This is a genomic window from Variovorax sp. FW301-JW7 (genome assembly GCF_058788795.1).
In genome coordinates, this window is record NZ_JBYTBC010000012.1 from 1 (window position 1) to 19,475 (window position 19,475).

The following is a 19,475-nucleotide window of genomic DNA, read 5'->3' on the forward strand; positions in this document are numbered from 1 at the left end:
TACCTTCAAACGCCCACGCTTATCGGCTGTAATTTTTTAACGATCACCGAAGCAACTTATCGTTTACTTCGTTTTGCTTTGCTGCGATCAGCGAAGCCTTGTAGTCTAGCACGATTTTTTAAGTATCGTCAAACTTTTTTCGCTTTCTTCAACTTCTTTTTTCGCATCCCGAATCTTTCAATTCAAGCTGCTGAAGTTGTTTTCAGCGGAGCCTTCGATTATGCACTGTTTTTCAACACCGCGTCAACTTTCGAAGACTTTTTTCGCTTTCCACTTCTTCTTTCTTGCAACCCGAACCTTCCAGTTCAAGTCGCTGAAGCCGTTTCAGCGAAGCCTTCGATTATGCACTGTTTTTTCAAACCGCGTCAACTTTCGAAGACTTTCTTCACCACTCACAACCAACACCCCTGAGAGCACCGGTCGCTTCGAAAACCAGAGGTATTCAGCAGCGAAGCCCACGAGTATATGACAGATTTCGGCTCGTGCAAGCCAAACCGAAAGAAACTTGAAGAAGACCTTTGCCGCCCCGCTCGCCGCCCACTTCGAGTCTCTTCCCAGGCTGCCGGCGTCTCTCCCAGGGGACTCCAGTCCCTTCTATATAGAGAGCCATAAAGAAGCCTTCTCCCCCAGCCGCCAGGCGCCGTAACCCGCCCCTCCGATAATCCGTGCCACATGGCACTCATCACACTCCTCGACGCGCAGCTCGCGTTCGGTCACGTCCCGCTGCTGGATCATGCGGACTTCTCTCTTCTCGAATCGGAACGCATCGGCCTGATCGGCCGCAACGGCGCCGGCAAGTCGTCGATGCTCAAGATACTGGGCGGGCTGGAAAAGCCCGACGACGGCACGCTGCAGCTGCAGCAGAACCTGCGCGTGGCCTACGTGGCGCAGGAACCCGCGCTCGACATGGATGCGGACGTCTTCACCGCCGCCAGCCAGGGCCTGGGCGAAGTCATCGCCATCCGCGACCTGTACCTCTCCGGCGCGGACGGCCTCGACCTGGACGCCCTGCAGTCCAAGATCGAAGCCTATGACGCCTGGAACTGGGAGCAGCGTGTCGAAGAGACGCTGCACCGCCTCCACCTCGACCCCACCGCGCGCGTCGGCTCGCTCTCGGGCGGCACGCGCAAGCGGGTCGCGCTGGCCCAGGCCCTGGTAGCCGCGCCGGACGTCCTTCTATTAGATGAACCCACCAACCACCTGGACCTCGACTCCATCGAGTGGCTGGAGCAGCTGCTGATCGACTTCAAGGGCAGCGTCGTCACCATCACCCACGACCGTAGCTTCCTGAACCGCGTCGCCACCCGCATCGTGGAGCTCGACCGGGGCAAGCTGGGTTCCTACCCGGGCAACTTCGAGCAGTACCTCCTGCAGAAGGAAGAACAGCTCGCCCAGGAAGCGATCATCAGCGCCAAGGCCGACAAGCTGCTGGCGCAGGAAGAGATCTGGATCCGCAAGGGCGTCGAGGCGCGCCGCACGCGCAGCCAGAGCCGCATCACGCGGCTGCAGGAACTGCGCGCCAGCCGCGCTGCGCGCCGCGAGGTGCAGGGCAGCGTCAACATGGACGTGGCCTCGGGCCAGTCCAGCGGCAAGATCGTGGCCGAACTCACCGACGCCACCAAGTCCTTCGGCGAGAAGACCGTGATCCGCGGTTTCAGCGGCACCATCCTGCGCGGCGACAAGATCGGCCTGCTGGGCCCGAACGGCGCCGGCAAGACGACGCTGCTCAAGCTGATCCTGGGCGAACTCGAGCCCGACAGCGGCAAGATCCGCCGCGGCACCAACCAGCAGGTGGCGTACTTCGACCAGATGCGCGACAAGCTCGACCTCGACGCCACGCTGGAAGACTTCATCAGCCCCGGCAGCGAGTGGATCGAAATCGGCAGCCAGAAGAAGCACGTCAAGAGCTACCTGTCGGACTTCCTGTTCTCGCCCGCGCGCGCCAACTCCCCCGTGCGCTCGCTCAGCGGCGGCGAACGCAACCGCCTGCTGCTGGCGCGCCTGTTCGCGCGCCCGGCCAACGTGCTGGTGCTCGACGAGCCGACCAACGACCTGGACATCGACACGCTCGAGCTGCTCGAAGGCCTGCTGCAGGACTACGACGGCACCGTGTTCCTCGTGAGCCACGACCGCACCTTCCTGGACAACGTGGTGACCAGCACGATCGCCTTCGAGGGCGACGGCCGCTGGCGCGAGTACGAAGGCAGCGTGGAAGACTGGCTGATCCAGTCCAAGCGCGCACGCGAGATCGCCGAGCAGCGCCTCGCGTCGGCACCACCGCCGCCTCCAGCCGCCGCCCCGGCCCCGGCGCCCGCGGCTGCACCCGCCGCAGCCCCTACCGGCGGGCCCCGCAAGAAGCTCTCTTACAAGGAGCAGCGCGAACTCGAAGCCCTGCCCGCGCAGATCGAAGCCCTCGAAACCGAGCAGAAGCGCATCAGCGAGATGCTCGAGCTCGACGGCGGCGCCATCTACGCGAGCGACGCCTCGCGCGCGGTCGAGCTGAGCGAGCGCCACGCCAAGATCGACGACGAGCTGCTCGCCGCGCTGGAACGCCAGGAAGAGCTCGGCGCCGGGCGCTGAGCGCCGTCTTCCTGCGCCGGTTGGCCGTCCGTCCCACCCACGACGGACGCCAACTCGGCTATACATGCGGCACCGCCTTCCCAAGCCCCCGGAAAGACCCCGCCGCATGCCTTCTTCTTCCTTCCACGCGTTGGTCCGCCGCAGCGTCGCGCTGCTGGCGATCCTGGTGCTCGGCGCCTGCGCGCAGCTGCCGAAGGAGGTGGACCGCCCCGTCTCGACCGCGCTCGCCTCGTCCGACGGCACGGCGCTGGCCACGCTGCTGCAAGAGCGGCGGCAGGCCGACAAGGCGCGCTTCGACTCGGGCTTCCTCTTGCTCGGCGGCCCGCAGGCCGCCTACGGCAGCCGGCTGGCGCTGATCGAGAACGCACAGAAAACGCTGGACCTGCAGTACTACGCCATCCACGCCGACGCCAGCACCGGCCGGCTGGTGCGCGGGCTGCAGGCGGCGGCCGAGCGCGGCGTGCGGGTGCGCATCCTGCTGGACGACTTCCACACCATCGGCCGCGACGCGCTGGTGCTCGGCCTGGCCTTCATTCCGAACATCGAGATGCGCCTGTTCAACCCGCTCGCGGGCTCGCGCGGCACGGGCTTCAACCGCATGCTCAACGCCATCGGCGAGGTCTCGCGCATCCAGCAGCGCATGCACAACAAGCTGTTCCTGGCCGACAACGTGATGGGCGTGACGGGCGGGCGCAACCTGGGCGACGCCTACTTCGGCAATGCCACCACCGGCAACTTCGTCGACGTCGACGTGCTGGCGGCCGGCCCGATCGTGCAGGACCTCTCGCGCAGCTTCGACAGCTACTGGAACAACGAGCGCGCCTACCCCGTGCAGTCGCTGGTCTCGCGCGAAGAGTTCCAGCACATCCGTGAGCGCGCCCGCCGGGTCGACAAGGAACTCGACGACGAAGCGGCCGAGGCCCGCAACCGTTCGGAGCCGGCCGACGACAAGCCCCGGCCTGGCGCGGCGCCCACGGCCGAGCAACGCGCCCGCGCCTGGGACGAGAAACCGCTCGACCTGCGCAGCGCCGCCTTCGTCTGGGCCCCGGCGCTGATGCTGGCCGATGCGCCCGGCAAGATCCCGGCCGACAGCGGCCCCGGCGCGGTGCGCAACCCCGACCTCGTGGTGAGCCAGCCCGAACTGCCCTCGCGCAGCGCCACCGCCCTGGCCGACCTGGCGTCCAGCGCCGATACGGTGGTCGAGGGCCTGCTGCAGCTGATCGGCCAGGCGCGCACCGACCTGCTGATCATCTCGCCCTACTTCGTGCCCGGCCCCGACATGCAGCAGGCCTTTGCCGCCGCGCGCGCGCGGGGCGTGCGCATCCGGGTGCTGACGAATTCACTGGCCTCGAACGACGCCCCCATCGCCCACGTGGGCTACGCGCGCCACCGCAAGGCGCTGCTCGCCGCAGGCGTCGAGCTGTACGAGCTGCGCAGCGAACAGACCGACTTCGGCAATGTGTTCGGCTCCTCGGGCGGCAGCGGCGTGGGCGGCGAATCGCGCGCGATGCTGCACTCCAAGGTGCTGGTGATGGACGGCCGGCTGCTGGTGGTCGGCTCGATGAACCTGGACCTGCGCTCGCAGCTGCAGAACACCGAGATCGCGCTGCTGATCCGCAGCGGCGAGCTCTCGCGCATGGCGGCCGAACAGATCGAGCGCGGCATGCGCGAACGCTCGTGGCATGTCGAGCTGGTGAAGGGCGCGCTGGTGTGGCAGGCGCCCGAAGGCAGCGGCCTGCAGGACACGGACACCGAGCCCGACGCGAGCGCCACGCTGCGCTTCCTGCTGCGGCTGTTCGGGCCGCTGGCGCCGGACCAGTTGCTCTGAGGGTCCGGCTCGACCAGTTCAGTGCTTGTGCTGGTGCGCACCGCCCGCCGCGGGCGCAGCAGCGGCGGCGGCGCCTTCGGGCGCACCGACCGGCAGCTTCAGCTCAAGCGTCGTCTTCGCGCCCTTGACGTCCTCGAACTTCAGGGTCATGGGCACGGTCGCGCCCTTGGTCATCGCACCCTTCAGGTCCATCAGCATCACGTGGTAGCCGCCGGGCTTGAGCTCGACGGTCTTGCCGGCCGGCAGCTCGAGGCCGCCCGCGAGTTCGCGCATGCGCATGGTGTCGCCTTCCATCTTCATCTCGTGCACCTCGGCCACGCCGGCGGCGGGCGTCGAGATGCCGACCAGCTTCGTGCCCGTGGGCGCGGTGAGCTTCATGAAGGCGCCCGTGCCGCTCTGGCCCGGCACCGACTGGCGCACCCAGGCGTCGCGCACGTCGACCGTGGCCACGCCCTGCGCGACCACGTCGAGCTTGGGCGCCGGCGTCTTCAGGCCGGCCGTGGCGCTGCCCGACGCGGGCACTTCGGCCCAGTCGACGCTGCCGACGTCGCAGTCCTGGCGCACCTTGAACCACAGCGGGCCCGGCGTGGCGGGCACCTTGCCGCGCAGCACGAACTCGCCGCGCTCGCTGCCGGGCAGCGCGTTCTGCGGCGTCTCTGCCGTCCAGCGCACTTCGCCTTCGGCGCTGCCGGCCTTGGGCGCGTCGAGCTTCCAGCCCTTGCGCGCCTGCGCGTCGGTGAGCACGAAGCCCTTGGGCAGGCGCACCGCGAGGCCGGTCGTGGCCTTGGCGCCTTCGCAGGCGTGGCCGACGCGGAAGGCGGCGTTGTACTCGCTGCCGACGGTGGCGCCGCCCGGGGGCAGGCTCACGTGGGCGCTGGCGGCGCCGGCACCGGCCAGCAGCGCGCAGGCGGCGAGGGTGTGGAAGGTGGAGGTCGAAGGCTTCGTCATGGCGTGTGTCCTTGGAGAGGAAAAAGTGAGGGTCAAAGGTCGAACTTGAGTTCGGCCACGAAGGTGCGTTGCGGGTACGGGTGGAAGGCCCAGTAGGTGCGGTTGTTCAGGTTGTCGATGCCGACGGCAGCGCTCCACTGGCGGTCGATGCGGTAGCGGATGCGCGCATCGACCACGAAGAACTTCGAGAAGCCCATGTAGGCCATGCCATTCGGGTCACTGTTGTCGAGCGTGCCGTACTGCCGCCCGCTGTAGCGCGCGCCGACGGTGTAGCTCCACTTGGCGTCGGGCCGGTAGGTGGCGAGCAGCGAGGCGCGCACCTTGGGCACGCGCGGCTGGTCGCGCCCCACGCTGGCCGGGAAGCCGCGGTTGGCGGTGATCTTCGAATCGGTCAGCGTGAGGCTGCCGCCCAGGTCCAGCCCCTGGATGCCCGCGTCGACCGTGTTGATCGCCACCTCCAGCCCGCGCGTGCGGATGGCGTCGACGTTCTGCACCGTGCTCACGAGGTTGGTGAGCGCCTGGGTGTAGAGCGCGTCCTTCGTGTGCTCGAAGAACAGCGTGGTGCGCAGCACGCCGTCGACGCCCCAGCGCTTGAGGTCGCGCTCGGCGCTCAGCTCGGCGGTCCACGAGCGCTCGGGACGCAGCTCGGGGTTGGTGTTGACGATGCGGTTGCCCTCGATCGAGCCCTGGTAGAGCTCGCTCACGGTGGGCATGCGCACAGCGCGGCCGACCGAGGCCTTGAAGTGCCAGTCGGGCGTGGCCTGCCAGGCGAGCGCGGCCTTGGGCGAGACGAAGCTGTTCTTGCGCGGCGCGAAGTCGAGCAGCCGCGCCGCGTTGCCGAGCTGGCCGCCGTAGGCCTCCCAGCGCTCGTGGCGCAGGCCCAGCGTGGTTTTCCAGTCCTGCGCGAAGCGCCAGGTGTCCTGCACGAAGAGCGAGCGCAGCCGCGTGTTGCCGTTGAAGGCGGAGAACGGCGACACGGCCGGCCCGCCGATCCAGTCACGCGTGTTGCCGATGGCGCTGCGCAGCCGTGCGGTGTCCTGCTGGACGCCGAAGTCGACCACGTGCGCGCCCACGCCTTCGGCCGAGCCGGTGGGCCGCCAGGTGCCCGCGGCCTTGAGGGTGTGCCAGCCGGTGCCGCCCATGTCGGTGGTGCGGCCGGGGCCGCCGTAGAAGGCGCCGGGCAGCGCCGTGGTCGGCGTGCGCGAGGTGTCTTTCGCGTAGTCGAACAGGCTCGCCGCCACCTCCCAGTCGAACACCCCGCCGGTGTGGCTCTTCACCGAGAGGCCGTGCATGTAGTGCGTGAGCGCCGTCTCGGTCGGCGCGAAGGCCGCCGCCGGTGCGTCGAGGTTGTAGGTGCGTCCGCCGAGGTTCACGCGCCCGCCGTACACCGGCTGGCCGAGCGCATCGCGCAGGTAGGTGTCGGTGCGGCCGTGCGTGGTGTTGTGCCAGGCGCCCAGCGTGTAGGTGGCGCGCACGGTGGGCGAGAAGTCGTAGGCCAGCTTGAGCTTGGCCTGCTCCTGGGTGGTGTCGTAGGCGGTGATGCCGCCCAGCAGCCACCACGGCTGGTTCGACGGGTTCAGCCCGAGCACCGCGCCGGTGACGGGCGTGCCCGCGCTGCCCACGGTGCCGGCGCTCACGAGCCGGTTGGCGAACGACAGCGACTGCCCCTTGCTGTGCGTGCGCGAGGCACCGAGCCACCACGACCAGTCGCCGCTGCGGCTGCCCAGCGACAGGTCGAGTTGCTGGCCGCCCGGCGACGCATGGCTGTTGTACAGGTCGAAGTTCGAGGCGAAGCCGCTGAGCTTGACGTGCGCCTCGAGCTGCGTGGGCATGCGCGTCACGTAGTCGACCACGGCGCCCACCGAGTTGCCCGGGTAGGCGGCCGAGAACGGGCCGTAGAGCACGTCGACGCGCTCGATCTCGTCGGGCGACACCATGCCCCAGCGCGGCGCGAAGGTGGCGCCGTTGCCCAGCGGGTTCGACAGCATGATGCCGTCGGCGTAGACCATCGCGCGGGCGCTGTTGCCCGTGCCCGAGGCGCGCGTGGCGAGCACCGCGTGGTTGAAGTCGCCGATGTAGCGCTTGCGCACCAGCAGGCTCGGCAGGTACTTGAGCGCGTCTTCGGCGTCGGTCGCGTTGACCGTCTCGGCGATCTGCTCGGCGGTCACGCCTTCGATGGTGGTGGGAATCTGCGTCGGCAGCGAGGTCGGCCGGCCGCCGCTGATGGTGACGGTGCCCAGCGCGCGGCCCGGGGCGGCCGTGGCCTCAGGCGGCGGTGGCTGCTGCTGCGCCCACACCGGCGCGCTGAAGGGAAATGCCATGGCGATCGCCAGGGCGAGGGTGTTCTTTTTCAAGGGGAACCGGCTCCACGAACTTCATCAAGCCAAGGGGGCTGCCCGCGCGCACCGGGGTGCGCCGACAGACGGCGATGGGCGGATCGCTCAGGCGAAGTTCGGGGGCCCGCGCGCCGGCAGCGGCGCGGCGGTGGCCGCAGCATGGCGCGCGGCAGGAATGGGTTGGAGCACGCGCCCCAGCGGCAGTGGCGCATCGAACGCGGCCGCCACGGGCGGCGGGGGCGGTGCGCCGGTCAGCACGCACAGCGGGCAGTCCATGTGCGTGGCGCCCATGTCCTGCACGCCGTCTTCGGTGTGCACCACCACCTTGATGGTGCCGGCGCCGGAACACACCAGCTCCATCGCCTGCGGATGCACCACCGGCGACGCCACCGCCACGCCCAGCGACAGCACGAACCACAGCAGCACCCACCGGCCGAGGCGGCCGATCAGGCGGGGGTGAGGACGCAGCGTGTGCATGGCGGTCGCGATTATCGGCGCACTTTGCTGTTCGCGGCCTTGGGGGCGGCACGGGGTGCGGCCTTTCCCTTGGGCGCGGCGGCAGCCTTCGCCGCCGGCTTGGCCCCGCCCTTCGCGGTCGCCTTCTGGCCGGCGCCCTTGACTGCCTTCTGCCCCTTCACGTTCTTGCCACCGCGCACCGCCTTGCGGGCCGGCGGCTCGGGCGCGGCGAGCGCCGGCATCGGCAGCGCCTGCTGCGCTTGCGCCTCGGTGAGCACCGGCGTCACGGTGAAGCCGCGCGCCGCCATCAGCGTGGGCAGCCCCTGCGCGCCGACCATGTGCAGCGCGCCGACCGCGGCGAACGCGCTGCGCCCGCCCGCATGCAGGCGCTCGATGCCGTCGGCCAGGCCGGGGTTGCGGTCCTCGAGCAGGCGCTTCATGAGGCGCTGCTCGGCCGGCGTGTTCAGGCACTCGCACCACTCGGGGTAGCGCGCCAGCCGGGCCGCGTCGCTGCGCGCCCAGATGTCGGCCAGCGTCTTGAGCTGGCCGCGCAGCCGGCCCGACTCCAGCTCGTCGAGCATGGCGTCGATCTGCTCGGCCTCTTCGGCTTCGGAGCCGCCGGTGAGCCAACGCAGTTGGTCGGCGGCGTTCTCGAGCGCGACGATCGGCTTGTTGCTGTTGCGGGCCGAGACGGCCAGCGTCTCGTCGACGCCGAACTCCGCGTACAGGCCGTCGGCGCGCGCCGCCAGCGCGGTCAGCGCCGTGACCTGCAGGATGGGCGGCAGCCGGGCGGTCGAGCCCGGCGGCACACAGGCCTCGGCGTTCTGGCGCTCGAGCCGGCGGGCGCGTTCGCCGCTGAGCACGCGCGCCACCGCGGCCGGGTCCGCAGGCTGGCTCAGGGCGCGCACCGTGGCGTCGTCGCGCGAGTCGAGTTCCAGCGCGAGCGTGTCGCTCTGCGCCATTGCCCTCTGCACGGTGGGGCCGGGGCGCACCCATTCGCCGCGCCCCAGGTGCAGGGTGCCGTAGAGCCACGAGGTGCGGCCGTCGCGCTCGATGCGCCACAGCAGGCCGCGGTCGATGCCGTTGCGCAGGCCGATGCCGGGCTTCTCGAGGCTGGCGATGGCCGAGGGCGGGCAAGCGGCGGCATGCGCCGCGACCGCGATGAAACAACCACCGACAGCCGCGAAGGCCTGGCGGGTCAGACGTGCAAGAAGGCGCTGGGGCGCCGGCCGGTCGGTGCCGCGCGACAGCAGGCGCAGCGGTGTGACGAGGGCTCGGAGTATCCGCAAGGCGAGCTCCATGATTAAAGAAAGTCCGGCATTCTCACAGCACCGCTGCCCATAATCCAAAACCATGCAAAGCATCTTTCACCTTGCCTTCCACGTGCGCGACCTGGACGGCGCCCGCCGCTTCTACGGCGACGTGCTCGGCTGCGCCGAAGGCCGCAGCACCGACACCTGGGTCGACTTCGACTTCTTCGGCCACCAGATCTCGCTGCATCTCGGTGAACCCTTCGCCACCACCCGCACCGGCCGCGTCGGCGATGCGATGGTGCCCATGCCGCACTTCGGCATCGTGCTCGCGCTGCCCGACTGGCAGGCACTGGCCGGGCGCCTCGAGGCCGCCGGCACCGAGTTCGTGCTGAAGCCGCAGGTGCGCTTCGAAGGCCAGCCGGGCGAGCAGTGGACGATGTTCTTCTGCGACCCCTTCGGCAACCCGATCGAGGTCAAGGGCTTCCGTTCGCTCGACACGCTTTACGACAAGTGACCCTGCGCCCGCCCGCTCCCGCTTTTCGGGCGCCCCGGGCGGCCGCGTCCCTCCTCGGCCCGGCCGCGATCGCATTGGCTGCGCTGCTGGGTACCCCGACGGTCCACGCGCAGCAGGAGTGCGAGCTGAACGGCCAGCGCGTGAGCCCGGCCGACGGCAACAGCACCGCCGGCAAGACCGGCCTGATGCGCTGCAAGGACCGCGGCACCGGCGAGCTGCAGCGCGAGCAGCAGGTGCAGAACGGCGTCTTCATGGGCCTGGTGCGCTTCTATGAAAAGGGCAAGCTCGCGCGCGAGCACACCGTCAACGCCAAGGGCAACATGCACGGCCGCGCGCGCGAGTTCGCGCCCGGCGGCCAGGTGCTGCGCGACGCCATGTACGACGACGGCCAGGAGCGCGGCCTGGTGCGCAGCTTCTACCCCGGCGGCCAGCTGCGGCGCGCCACCTTCTACCCCGACCGCGGCACCGAGCGCGCCATGGTCGAGTTCACCGAGCGCGGCCAGATGTCGATGCTGCGCTGCGCCGAGGCGCCCGTGCTGGCGCCGGTGGCCGACGACGCCAAGCTGTGCGGCTTCACGGGCGGGCCGTCGAACGTCGACCTGTTCGACGCGCGTGGCACCCTGCGCTCGAAGCTCTCGTACCAGGCGGGCAAGCGCGTGCGCACGCAGGAGTTCTACGACAACGGCAAGCCCTCGGTGGTCGACGAGACCGCCGGCAACCGGCGCGTGGAGCGCAGTTTTTCGTCAGAAGGCGTGAAGCGGCGCGAAACCGTGTGGCTGCTGGTCGGGCGCTCGTCGATCCGCCAGCGCGAGCAGGAGTTTTCCGACCGCGGCTCGCTGGTGCGCGACCAGCGCTGGAACGCCGCGGGCGAGCCCGTGAGCGACGACAGCTACCACCTCAACGGCCAGCCGCGCAGCAAGGCCGTCTACAGCGGTGCCGGCAGCGAGCGCATGGTCGACGTGACCGAGTTCTACGACAGCGGCCAGCGCGCCGCGCAGGGCCGCTACCTCGCGCCGGGGCGCGGCCGGCAGGTGCCCGTGGGCACGCACCAGCGCTTCAATGAAAAGGGCGAGCTGCTGGCCGAGTCGAGCTTCGACGACAAGGGCCGCGTGACGCGCGAACGCAGCTGGGACGAGAACGGCGAGCTGCAGCGCGACGACGAAGTCTTCGAGGACGGCTCCAGAAAGGCATTCACCCGTTGAGGTGAACGCCCCCTGACGGCATCAGTCCAGCTTGATGCCGGCCTGCTTGATGATCGGGCCCCAGCGCTTCGACTCGGCGCGCGACAGCGCCGCGAACTGCGCCGGCGTGCCGGGCATCGCTTCCATGCCGAAGTCGTCGAAGCGCTTTTGCACGGCCGGCGTGCTGAAGGCCTTGTTCAGGTCGCTGTTGAGCTTGTTCACCACCGCGGCGGGCAGGCCGGCCGGGCCGAGGATGCCCTGGAACGCGAACACCTCGGTGTTGGGCACGCCCACTTCGGCCAGCGTCGGCACGTCGGGCAGGCGCTTGCTGCGCGCGCCCGAGCCGATGGCCAGCACGCGCACCTTGTTGCCCTGCATGATCGGCAGGCCCGAGGCCAGGTCCAGGAACATGCACGGCACCTGGCCGCCCATCACGTCGGCCATGGCCGGCGCCGCGCCGCGGTACGGGATGTGGGTGATGAAGGTGCCGGTGCGCGCCTTGAACATTTCCATCGCCAGGTGGTGCGGCGAACCGTTGCCCGGCGAGGCGTAGTTGACCTTGCCGGGGTTGGCCTTCACGTAGGCCAGGAACTCCTTGAAGGTCTTGGCCGGGAAGTCCGGGTGCACCACCAGCGCGAGCGGGAACTTGCCGATGGCGCCGATGTAGGTGAAGTCTTTCTCGGGGTTGAACGGCAGCTTGCTGAACAGGTGCTCGTTGAAGGCCAGCACGGCGTTGTCGGCCGACAGCACCGTGTAGCCGTCGGGCTTGCTCTTGGCGACCAGGTCGGCGCCGATGTTGGTCGACGCGCCGGGGCGGTTGTCGACCACGATCTGCTGGCCCAGCGTCTGGCGCATGGCCTCGGCCAGCACACGCGCGATCACGTCGGTGCCGCCGCCCGCGGGGTACGGCACGACCCACTTGATGAGCTGCGCGGGGTAGTCCTGGGCGTGGGCGAAGGGGGCTGCGGCCACGGCGGCGCCGGAGGCGAGCGTGGCGAGAAGGGTGCGGCGATCCATGAGATCAATCTCCTGTTTTTTGTTCGGAAGCGGACAGCGATGGTACGGGCAGCGCGCGCAACGCGTCGGCCAGCGCGGCGCGGCAGCGCGCCTCGTCGCCGACCTGCTCGAACAGCAGCAGCGCGAGCCGCGCGAGGAACAGCGATTCGCGCTCGGCGCCGGCCTCGGTGATGGCGCGCGCGCACTCGGCATACAGGCGGTCGCGGGCGTCGGGATGGAGCGAGGGGGCGGAGGTCGTCATGCGGGGATGTCCTGTGAAGTGGCGACGGCCGCGCGCGCCAGCGCGGCGGGCAGCGCGCCGGCCGGCAGGCGGTGCCAGCGCGCGGCCACGTGGCCGTCGGGGCGCAGCAGGTAGACCGCACCGTCTTGCGCGCCAAGCGCTGCGAAAACGGCGGGGGATGCCTGCGCATCGGTGCGGTCGTTGCTCCCCAGGCTGCCGATGGTGCGCACCGCGAAAGGCAAGGCGCCTTGCCGGGCCTGCGCGATGTCGGCGTCGGGCAGCGGCGCCAGGTCCGGCTGCAGCACCAGCAGCGTGAACACGGGTCCGATCCAGTCGGTCAGATGGCCTTGCGCGAGCGGCTGCTCGGGCATCGCCTCGCCCGGCAGCGGCCCGGCGGGCAGCGCATCGCCCGTGCTCGACAGCGCCGAACCGTCGTAGCGCACGGCCTGCGTCTGGCGCGGGTTGATGAGCTGCGCGATGCCGCGGTGCACCTCGGACAGCGACAGCGCCGCCTCGCGCAGCAGGTCGAAGCCGCGCGAGGGCGGGGACATGAACTCGGTGCTGCGCATCGCGCTCTCGGCGTTGATGTGGAAGGCCGCGATGCGCTCCTGCGAGTACGAATCCAGCAGCGCCGGGCCCGACAGGCCCTGGGCCACGAAGGCCAGTTTCCAGGCCAGGTTGTCGGCGTCGTCGAAGCCCGAGTTGAGGCCGCGCACGCCGAAGATCGGCATCGCATGCGCCGCGTTGCCCGCGAACACGACGCGGCCGTGGCGGTAGCGCTCGAGCGTCATCGCGCCGGCGCGGTACACCGAGGTCCACACCGTCTTCCACGGCAGGTGGCCTTCGCCGATGGCGTCGAGGTGGCGCTGCACGAACTCGGCCACCGCCGCGGGCTGCAGCGCGTCTTCGGTGCTCTGGCCGGCGCGCAGCTGGTAGTCGATGCGCCAGATGTCGTCGGGCTGGCGGTGCATCAGCACGGTCGAGCCGGGGTTCCACGGCGGGTCGAACCAGGCGCGGCGCTCGGTCGGGTGGTCGCTGTGCAGTTCGATGTCGATGATCACGTAGCGGCCTTCGTAGCCCGTGCCCTCCAGCGCCAGCCCGAGCGACTTGCGCACGAAGCTCTGGCCGCCGTCGCAGGCCGCGAGCCACTGGCCGCGCAGGCGGTAGGCGCCCTCGGCGTTGCGCACGTCGAGCGTCACGCCCTCGCCGTCCTCGTCCTGCGCGAGCGCGGTGAGCTCGGTGCCCCAGCGGATGTCCACGAGCCCCGGCGTCAGAGCGTTGCGGCGTTCGATCTCGTCCAGCAGGTACTGCTCGATGTAGTACTGCTCCAGGTTGATCATCGGCGGCAGCTTCTGCTGCGCGGCCTGCGGCATCTCGAAGCGGAACACCTCGGCCGTCTTGTAGAAGCTGCGCCCCACGCTCCACGGCAGGCCCTTGCCCATGAAGGCCGGCAGCGCGCCCAGGCGCTCGACGATCTCCAGGCTGCGGCGCGAGATGCAGGCCGCGCGGCTGCCCACGCAGACCGTGTCGTCGGCCTCGAGCACCACGCAGCGCACGCCGTGGTTGGCGAGCCCCAGCGCCAGCGCCATGCCCACCGGGCCGCCGCCCGCGATCACGACGGGGTGGCGGCCGGGCTCCATGCCGTCGGCGCCGAGCGACGGCAGCCGGGGCGCGAAGCGCGTGTAGTGGAAGGCGCCGACCGAAGGCGGCAGCGCGGTCGCGGAGGACGACGGCGGCACGGGGCCGGTGGCGGCGTCGGCGGTACGGGTGGTGGTCATGGAACGGGATTGTCCCGATGCACCGCCCGCGCCAATGTCATAACTTCGTAGGAGGTATTTACCCTAGTCTCCCTTCGACACCCATGAAACGCTGGCGCCTCCACCCCGCCGCCGACGCGCTGTTGTCGGCGGCCGTCGTCGGCGACGTGCTGGCGGGCATCGGCACGCCGCACCTGGCGGCCAGCTGCCTGGCGGCGATGCACCGCGTGATGCCCGTCACCTTCTGCACCGTGTTCGGCGTCGACGCCACCGGCCGTATCGAGACCGTCTCGGCCGCCAGCAGCTACGGCCACACGGCCGAGCGCACCGCCGAGCGCTACGTGGCGCAGCGCTACGACCGGCTCGACCCCCACATGGCCTGGCTGGCCGCGCGCAAGCTGCCGAAGCGCGCGCAGCTGTGGATGGGCCACCAGCACGGCGACGAGGTGGCCGACCCCGCCTACCGCGCCGCCTGCTACGGCGACGTGGGCATCCGCGAGCGCAGTTCGGTGCTGCTGCTGCGCCCGAGCGGCCAGCGCGTGGCCGTGAGCTTCTACCGCAGCCTGGCGCAACCCGAGTTCGGCGAGACCGACTTCGGCGTCATCGCCGCCCACGCCACCCTGCTGGCCGACGCCGCCAGCGCCCACAGCCGCAGCGCGGCGGCCGTGCACGAGGCGGCCGCGCCCACCCTCGCCTCGCGGCTGTTGACGCTGAGCCTGCGCGAGCGCGAGGTGATCGGCCACCTGATGGCGGGCCGCACGGCGAAGGAAACGGCGCGCGTGCTGGGCGTGGAGCTCAGCACGGTGCGCACGCATCAGTACCGGGCGTTCCGGCGGTTGGGGATTCGGACGCAGAAGGAGTTGCTGCGGGGTGCGATGCCTGCGGCCGCCTGACCGGTGTCGTCGATGACGCTCAGTCGCCCAGCATCGACGCCACGTGGCCCACGTGCAGCTCGAACACCTGCGTCATCTTGTCGAGCACCCGCACTTCCGCCTCGACAGGCGAGTGCGCACGATCGATGGCGGCCCGGACTTTCTTCCACGCGGGCAGCAACGCACGCGCCATCTTTCGCAGCTCTTCGAGCGTTTCCGCCGGACGAAAGCCGCAGTCCTGGCACAGCGCCTCCCAGGAGTGACGGCCGACGGCGTCGAAGGTCTTGTCATCGCCGATGAAAAGGGCCAGCCCGGTGTCGCCATAGGCGCGCACGCACAGCAGGTCGTAGAACGGCGCGAGGCGAAAGCCCTGGTCGTCGACGATCACCGACACGTTCTTCGCATGCGCGTCGGCATTGCCGATCAGGTAATTGAACATGACCCAGCGCTGGAACTGCAGCAGGTCGGCGCCCCGCACGCGAAGCCCGCGCAACGCACCGACCAGCAACGGCAAGCTCACGAGCCCGCCGCTTCGCTCGTACTTCCAGGCGGGCCCGTGCCCCAGCAGCTGGCAACCGTCGATCTGGTGCAGGCTCACGATGTTGCCGGCGACCCGCACGCGGTCGTAGCGCGCGACGACGTAAGCGGCTTCCGGGATGCGCAGCATCCAGACATCGGGCACCGGCAGTTTGAGCGCACGCGCCAGTTGCATGCACGCCAGCTCGTTGATGGCGCTCGGCCGGTAGCGCGCCTGCCGGGTGTCGGGCTTGAGGATGTGCGTGGTCGGCGATGCGCCCACGCTGTCGCTGAACCGCATCTGCTTCGCATCGAACCGCAGCCCGATCTTGTCCTGCGCGCCGGGCAGCGACATGGTCGCCTCGGCGTTCGACACCAGCAACGGCGTGCGGTCGCGGTCCGCCAGCCGGCGGCTGAGCACTTCGAGTGGCAATGGCCGGTACGCCTGTGCGGGTGCGGGCCGGGCATCGGCCGGCAGCAGCGACAGCACCCCCGGCAGTTCAGCCCCCAGGCGCCCCAGCAGCTCGAAGGACGACGCGCCTCGCAGGTGGATCGCACTGACGATGTCCTCGAGCACTTCGCCTTCCGGGAGCAGGTTCTCGAAGAAGACGCGCACCGCGTTGCCCGTGTACCGGTCGGCGCCCAGTGGAAACTGCGGCGCCAGCACATGGCGGCCCGGCTGTTCGAGCCACTGTGCGTCGTATTCGAAGAAGTAGTCCGCGGCGGCGTGACCGAACCATCCCATGGGACGGGCGTTGGCCCAGACGCGCAGCCGGATCATTCGGCGTTCCCGTCCAGCGACGCGGCGTCACCGCCGGGGTCTGTGAGCCATCCGTCGAAACTCGCCTGCAAGCCCAGGCCGGAGCCGAGAAGCAGCAGCTTCAACAGGGAACAGCGTCCGGGATCGCTTTCGGCATCGCGGATGAACGAAGTGCTGACACCGCAGACCGCGGCAGCTTGCGCACGGGACAGGCCTTGGCGCCTGCGCTCCGCCTTGAGGCGCAAGGCCAGCGCTGGAAGGCTGTCGGGGGTGAGCTTCATGAATTTGACCTCAGGAGAGCACATTAGCTCACGGAATAGGCAAATCCGTCAAATTTGACCCGCTGAGATCAAATTGATGCGCCTGCGGTCTTTTTTTGTCCTCATGAGGATACTTTTGATCAAAAACTTGGCAGATCAATAGCATTTGACCCCATGGGATCAAAATTTCAGTCTCCAGTGGACTCCTCGCCCGCCTTCACCAGCGACACCGGCGCCTCCACCGGCCGCCCCGCCGTCGACACGATCTCCTGGTCGATCGCGCCGAACAGCGAGCGCCCGTCCAGGCCCTTCATCTCGATGCGGATGGTGTCGCCGAACTTCATGAAGTCGGTGGCGGGCGCGCCGTCCTGGATGGTCTCGATGCAGCGCTTCTCGGCGATGCACGAGTAGCCCTTGGGCCATTCCATGCGGCCGCTCTTCTCGACGCCCTTGTTGCTCACGGTGCCGCTGCCGACGATGCTGCCGGCGCGCACGTTGCGGGTCTTGGCGATGTGGGCGATGAGCTGGCCGAAGTGGAAGGTCATCTCGGGGCCGGCGTCGCACAGGCCGACCTTGCGGCCGTTCCAGCTGCTTTGCAGCGCCAGGTGCACGCGCCCGTCCTGCCAGGCCTCGCCGAGCTCGTCGAGCGTGACGGCCACGGGGCTGAAGGCGGTGGCGGGCTTGCTCTGGAAGAAGCCGAAGCCCTTGGCCAGTTCGGCCGGGATGAGGTTGCGCAGGCTCACGTCGTTGGCCAGCATCACGAGGCGGATGCCGTCCAGCGCCTGCTCGGGCGTGGACCCCATCTTCACGTCGCCGGTGACGACGGCGATCTCGGCCTCGAAGTCGATGCCCATGGCCTCGCTGGGCACGATCACGTCGTCGACCGGGCCCAGGAAGTCGTCGCTGCCGCCCTGGTACATGAGGGGGTCGGTGTAGAAGCTCTCGGGCACCTCGGCGTTGCGCGCCTGGCGCACCAGCTCGACGTGGTTCAGATAGGCCGAGCCGTCGGCCCACTGGTAGGCGCGCGGCAGCGGCGCCATGCACTGGGCGGGGTCGAAGGGAAAGGCGTGGCGCGCGCGGCCGTGGTTGAGGGCGTCGTACAGGTCCTGCAGCTGCGGGCTCATGAAGCCCCAGTCGTCCAGCACCTGCTGCAGCCGGCTCGCGATGCCGGTGGCGTAGTGGGCGAGCGTGAGGTCGCGCGAGACGACGACCAACTGGCCGTCGCGCGAGCCGTCCTTCAGGGTGGCGAGTTTCATGGTGCGGGCGTGAGCAAGAAAAAGGGCGCGGCGCCGCGCCCACTAAACTGGTTGAACGGGCGGCAGTGTACCGAGTGGACTTCGTGAACCTCGGCGCCGCGGCCCACTCCACCTACCCATGTCGACGCACGTCGCGCCCCCACCGCTGTCCCTCGGCCTGCCCGGGCGCCCGTCCTGGCGCGCGCTCGCGGGGCTGACACTGATGGTGGCGCTGGCGCACCTGCTGCTGCTCGGGCTGGCGCCGATGGCCATCGGGCCGGAGCCTTCGCCGCTGGCCAGCAAGTTCATCACGCGCACGATCGTGATCGCGCCGCCCGCGGCGGAAGCCCCCGCGGCACCGGCCGCCGCGCCGGTCGCGGCCAAGCCGCCGCCACCGGCCAAGCCCCGGCGTCCGCGCGAGGCGTCGGTGCCCCGCCCCAAGCCAGCCCCGGCGCCCGTGCCGGACGCGCCGGCCCAGACGCCTCCCCCGGAAACGCCCGACCAGACCGCGCAAGCCGCTACAGATTCAGGAGCAACCGCCCCCGAGGCACCGGCCAGCGCCCCGGCCGCCGCCACCGGCACCACGGCCGGTGGCACGCAGGGCGGCACGACGACGGCCGGCAGCGGCGCCTCGGGCACCATCGCCGGCACCCAGGCGCTGCGGATTCCGGGCTCGGTCACGCTCGATTTCGAAGCCACGGGCCAGAAAGGCGCCTCGCCGCAGCGCGGCGTGTTCGGCGAACTGGTCTGGCTGCAGGACGGCACCCGCTACGACGGGCGGCTCACGCTCAAGGCGGTGTTCTTCACCCTGCTGAACTGGCACAGCACCGGCAAGATCGGCCCTTCCGGCCTGGAACCCGAGCGCTATTCGGAAAGCCGCAAGGCCGAGGTGGCCTCGCATTTCGCGCGCGACCAGGGGCAGATCATCTTCAGCAACAACGCCCCCAGCGTGCCCCTGCAGCCCGGCGCGCAGGACCGCATGAGCGTCATGATGCAGCTGGGCGGCCTGCTGGCGGCCAGCCCGGCGCGCTACCCGGCGGGCACCCGGATCTCGGTCCAGACCGTGGGCGTGCGCGACGCCGAGGTCTGGGTCTTCGAGGTGGGCGACGAGGAGCAGCTGAGCCTCCCGGCCGGCGACTTCACCACGCGCAAGCTCACCCGCACGCCCCGCAAGGAGTTCGACCGGAAACTGGAGCTCTGGCTGGCGCCGCAGTACGGCTATCTGCCCGTGCGCATCCGGCAAACCGAGGCAAATGGTGATTTTGCTGACGCCCAATTGCGCAAACCCCTACCCCAGGCGCCCGCCAATTGAGGCAAAAAGGTTCACATATCAACGGCGCGACGACAACTGTTCTTGAAACTGGCGCGTTGATTGCTATCTAACCCCCATGAACGCCATCGACATCCTCACAGGGCCCGCCATGAACATGCTTTACGACTCCGAGTCCTTCGTCGTCGTGCACGTGCAGCCGAACGACGGCGACGAGCCCAGCACGAAGCCCAACGGCCCCGTGCTGGAACGCCACGGCTTCGAGATCGTCGACAAGCGATCGGGCAAGGAGGTGTACCTCGACGGCTCCTGGGCCGAACTGTTCCAGCAGCAGATCGCCGCCTGGCAGCTCAACACGCCCACGCAGGAAGAGGTCGAAGACACGCTCGAGGGCTACGCCGAGCTGGCGCACACGCCGGTGCTGGTGCACTGAGCGGCCTGCCCCGCCCGAACGAAAAAAGCGCCCCGCGGG

The 19,475-nt window shown here is 69.7% G+C and carries 18 protein-coding genes; 8 read left to right on the top strand and 10 right to left on the bottom strand.

Annotated elements, in window-relative coordinates; all coding sequences use genetic code 11:
* From AC3WQM_RS26375 to AC3WQM_RS26385, 3 genes are all read left to right on the top strand, one after another.
* Positions 1-411: hypothetical protein (locus tag AC3WQM_RS26375; RefSeq protein ID WP_492682901.1), on the top strand; the 411-nt coding region annotated here is incomplete at its 5' end.
* A gap of 261 nt (positions 412-672) precedes the next feature.
* A complete protein-coding gene (locus AC3WQM_RS26380) occupies positions 673-2,580 on the top strand; it encodes an ATP-binding cassette domain-containing protein (protein ID WP_492682903.1) in 1,908 nt (635 codons plus the stop codon).
* A 106-nt stretch (positions 2,581-2,686) separates the two neighbouring features.
* On the top strand, positions 2,687-4,408 hold the full coding sequence (locus AC3WQM_RS26385) for a phospholipase D family protein (RefSeq protein WP_492682905.1): 1,722 nt from the start codon (positions 2,687-2,689) through the stop codon (positions 4,406-4,408).
* Between the two features lie 18 nt (positions 4,409-4,426).
* Here the strand turns inward: AC3WQM_RS26385 and AC3WQM_RS26390 are convergent, their stop codons facing one another.
* From AC3WQM_RS26390 to AC3WQM_RS26405, 4 genes are all read right to left on the bottom strand, one after another.
* The gene (locus AC3WQM_RS26390) at positions 4,427-5,356 is read right to left on the bottom strand and encodes a copper chaperone PCu(A)C domain-containing protein (RefSeq protein WP_492682907.1); all 930 of its coding nucleotides are present in this window, start codon (positions 5,354-5,356) and stop codon (positions 4,427-4,429) included.
* A 32-nt stretch (positions 5,357-5,388) separates the two neighbouring features.
* Positions 5,389-7,677, bottom strand: a complete 2,289-nt coding sequence (locus AC3WQM_RS26395; protein ID WP_492683110.1) for a TonB-dependent receptor — start codon at positions 7,675-7,677, stop codon at positions 5,389-5,391.
* A 120-nt stretch (positions 7,678-7,797) separates the two neighbouring features.
* Positions 7,798-8,169: a DUF2946 family protein gene (locus tag AC3WQM_RS26400; protein ID WP_492682909.1), complete on the bottom strand. Its 372-nt coding sequence runs from the start codon at positions 8,167-8,169 to the stop codon at positions 7,798-7,800.
* 11 nt (positions 8,170-8,180) lie between these two features.
* Complete coding sequence (locus tag AC3WQM_RS26405; protein WP_492682911.1) at positions 8,181-9,437, bottom strand: TraB/GumN family protein; 1,257 nt, start codon at positions 9,435-9,437, stop codon at positions 8,181-8,183.
* Positions 9,438-9,501: 64 nt separating this feature from the next.
* Here AC3WQM_RS26405 and AC3WQM_RS26410 point away from each other — a divergent pair, with 64 nt between their 5' ends.
* Both AC3WQM_RS26410 and AC3WQM_RS26415 read left to right on the top strand, forming a co-directional pair.
* A complete protein-coding gene (locus tag AC3WQM_RS26410; RefSeq protein WP_062482861.1) occupies positions 9,502-9,915 on the top strand; it encodes a VOC family protein in 414 nt (137 codons plus the stop codon).
* Positions 9,916-9,917: 2 nt separating this feature from the next.
* Positions 9,918-11,117, top strand: coding sequence for a toxin-antitoxin system YwqK family antitoxin (locus AC3WQM_RS26415; RefSeq protein WP_492683112.1), 1,200 nt, complete (start codon positions 9,918-9,920; stop codon positions 11,115-11,117).
* Positions 11,118-11,138: 21 nt separating this feature from the next.
* Here the strand turns inward: AC3WQM_RS26415 and AC3WQM_RS26420 are convergent, their stop codons facing one another.
* From AC3WQM_RS26420 to AC3WQM_RS26430, 3 genes are read right to left on the bottom strand one after another with little or no spacing between them, the layout of a single operon-like run.
* Positions 11,139-12,113 carry a Bug family tripartite tricarboxylate transporter substrate binding protein gene (locus AC3WQM_RS26420; RefSeq protein WP_062482864.1) on the bottom strand — a complete coding sequence of 325 codons (975 nt, stop codon included), beginning with the start codon at positions 12,111-12,113 and terminating at the stop codon, positions 11,139-11,141.
* 4 nt (positions 12,114-12,117) lie between these two features.
* On the bottom strand, positions 12,118-12,354 hold the full coding sequence (locus AC3WQM_RS26425) for a hypothetical protein (protein WP_095746954.1): 237 nt from the start codon (positions 12,352-12,354) through the stop codon (positions 12,118-12,120).
* Positions 12,351-14,111 carry an FAD-dependent monooxygenase gene (locus AC3WQM_RS26430; RefSeq protein ID WP_492682913.1) on the bottom strand — a complete coding sequence of 587 codons (1,761 nt, stop codon included), beginning with the start codon at positions 14,109-14,111 and terminating at the stop codon, positions 12,351-12,353. The genes AC3WQM_RS26425 and AC3WQM_RS26430 overlap by 4 nt, the downstream gene beginning before the upstream one ends.
* Before the next feature lie 83 nt (positions 14,112-14,194).
* Here AC3WQM_RS26430 and AC3WQM_RS26435 point away from each other — a divergent pair, with 83 nt between their 5' ends.
* Complete coding sequence (locus AC3WQM_RS26435) at positions 14,195-14,983, top strand: helix-turn-helix transcriptional regulator (protein WP_492682915.1); 789 nt, start codon at positions 14,195-14,197, stop codon at positions 14,981-14,983.
* A gap of 19 nt (positions 14,984-15,002) precedes the next feature.
* Here AC3WQM_RS26435 and AC3WQM_RS26440 read toward each other — a convergent pair whose 3' ends face one another.
* The 3 genes from AC3WQM_RS26440 to AC3WQM_RS26450 form a co-directional block, all read right to left on the bottom strand.
* On the bottom strand, positions 15,003-16,259 hold the full coding sequence (locus AC3WQM_RS26440) for a HipA domain-containing protein (protein WP_492682917.1): 1,257 nt from the start codon (positions 16,257-16,259) through the stop codon (positions 15,003-15,005).
* Positions 16,256-16,519: a helix-turn-helix domain-containing protein gene (locus AC3WQM_RS26445; protein ID WP_489062147.1), complete on the bottom strand. Its 264-nt coding sequence runs from the start codon at positions 16,517-16,519 to the stop codon at positions 16,256-16,258. Before AC3WQM_RS26445 ends, AC3WQM_RS26440 begins: the two co-directional genes overlap by 4 nt.
* A 167-nt stretch (positions 16,520-16,686) precedes the next feature.
* Entirely contained in the window at positions 16,687-17,754 is a 1,068-nt protein-coding gene (locus AC3WQM_RS26450) for a fumarylacetoacetate hydrolase family protein (protein ID WP_492682919.1), read from the bottom strand.
* Between the two features lie 118 nt (positions 17,755-17,872).
* Between AC3WQM_RS26450 and AC3WQM_RS26455 the strand changes: the two genes are divergently transcribed.
* Positions 17,873-19,045 (top strand): DUF3108 domain-containing protein, encoded by a 1,173-nt coding sequence (locus tag AC3WQM_RS26455; RefSeq protein WP_492682921.1) that lies wholly within the window; start codon positions 17,873-17,875, stop codon positions 19,043-19,045.
* Between the two features lie 109 nt (positions 19,046-19,154).
* Positions 19,155-19,436 carry a BTH_I0359 family protein gene (locus AC3WQM_RS26460; protein ID WP_056577200.1) on the top strand — a complete coding sequence of 94 codons (282 nt, stop codon included), beginning with the start codon at positions 19,155-19,157 and terminating at the stop codon, positions 19,434-19,436.
* Positions 19,437-19,475: the final 39 nt, after the last annotated feature.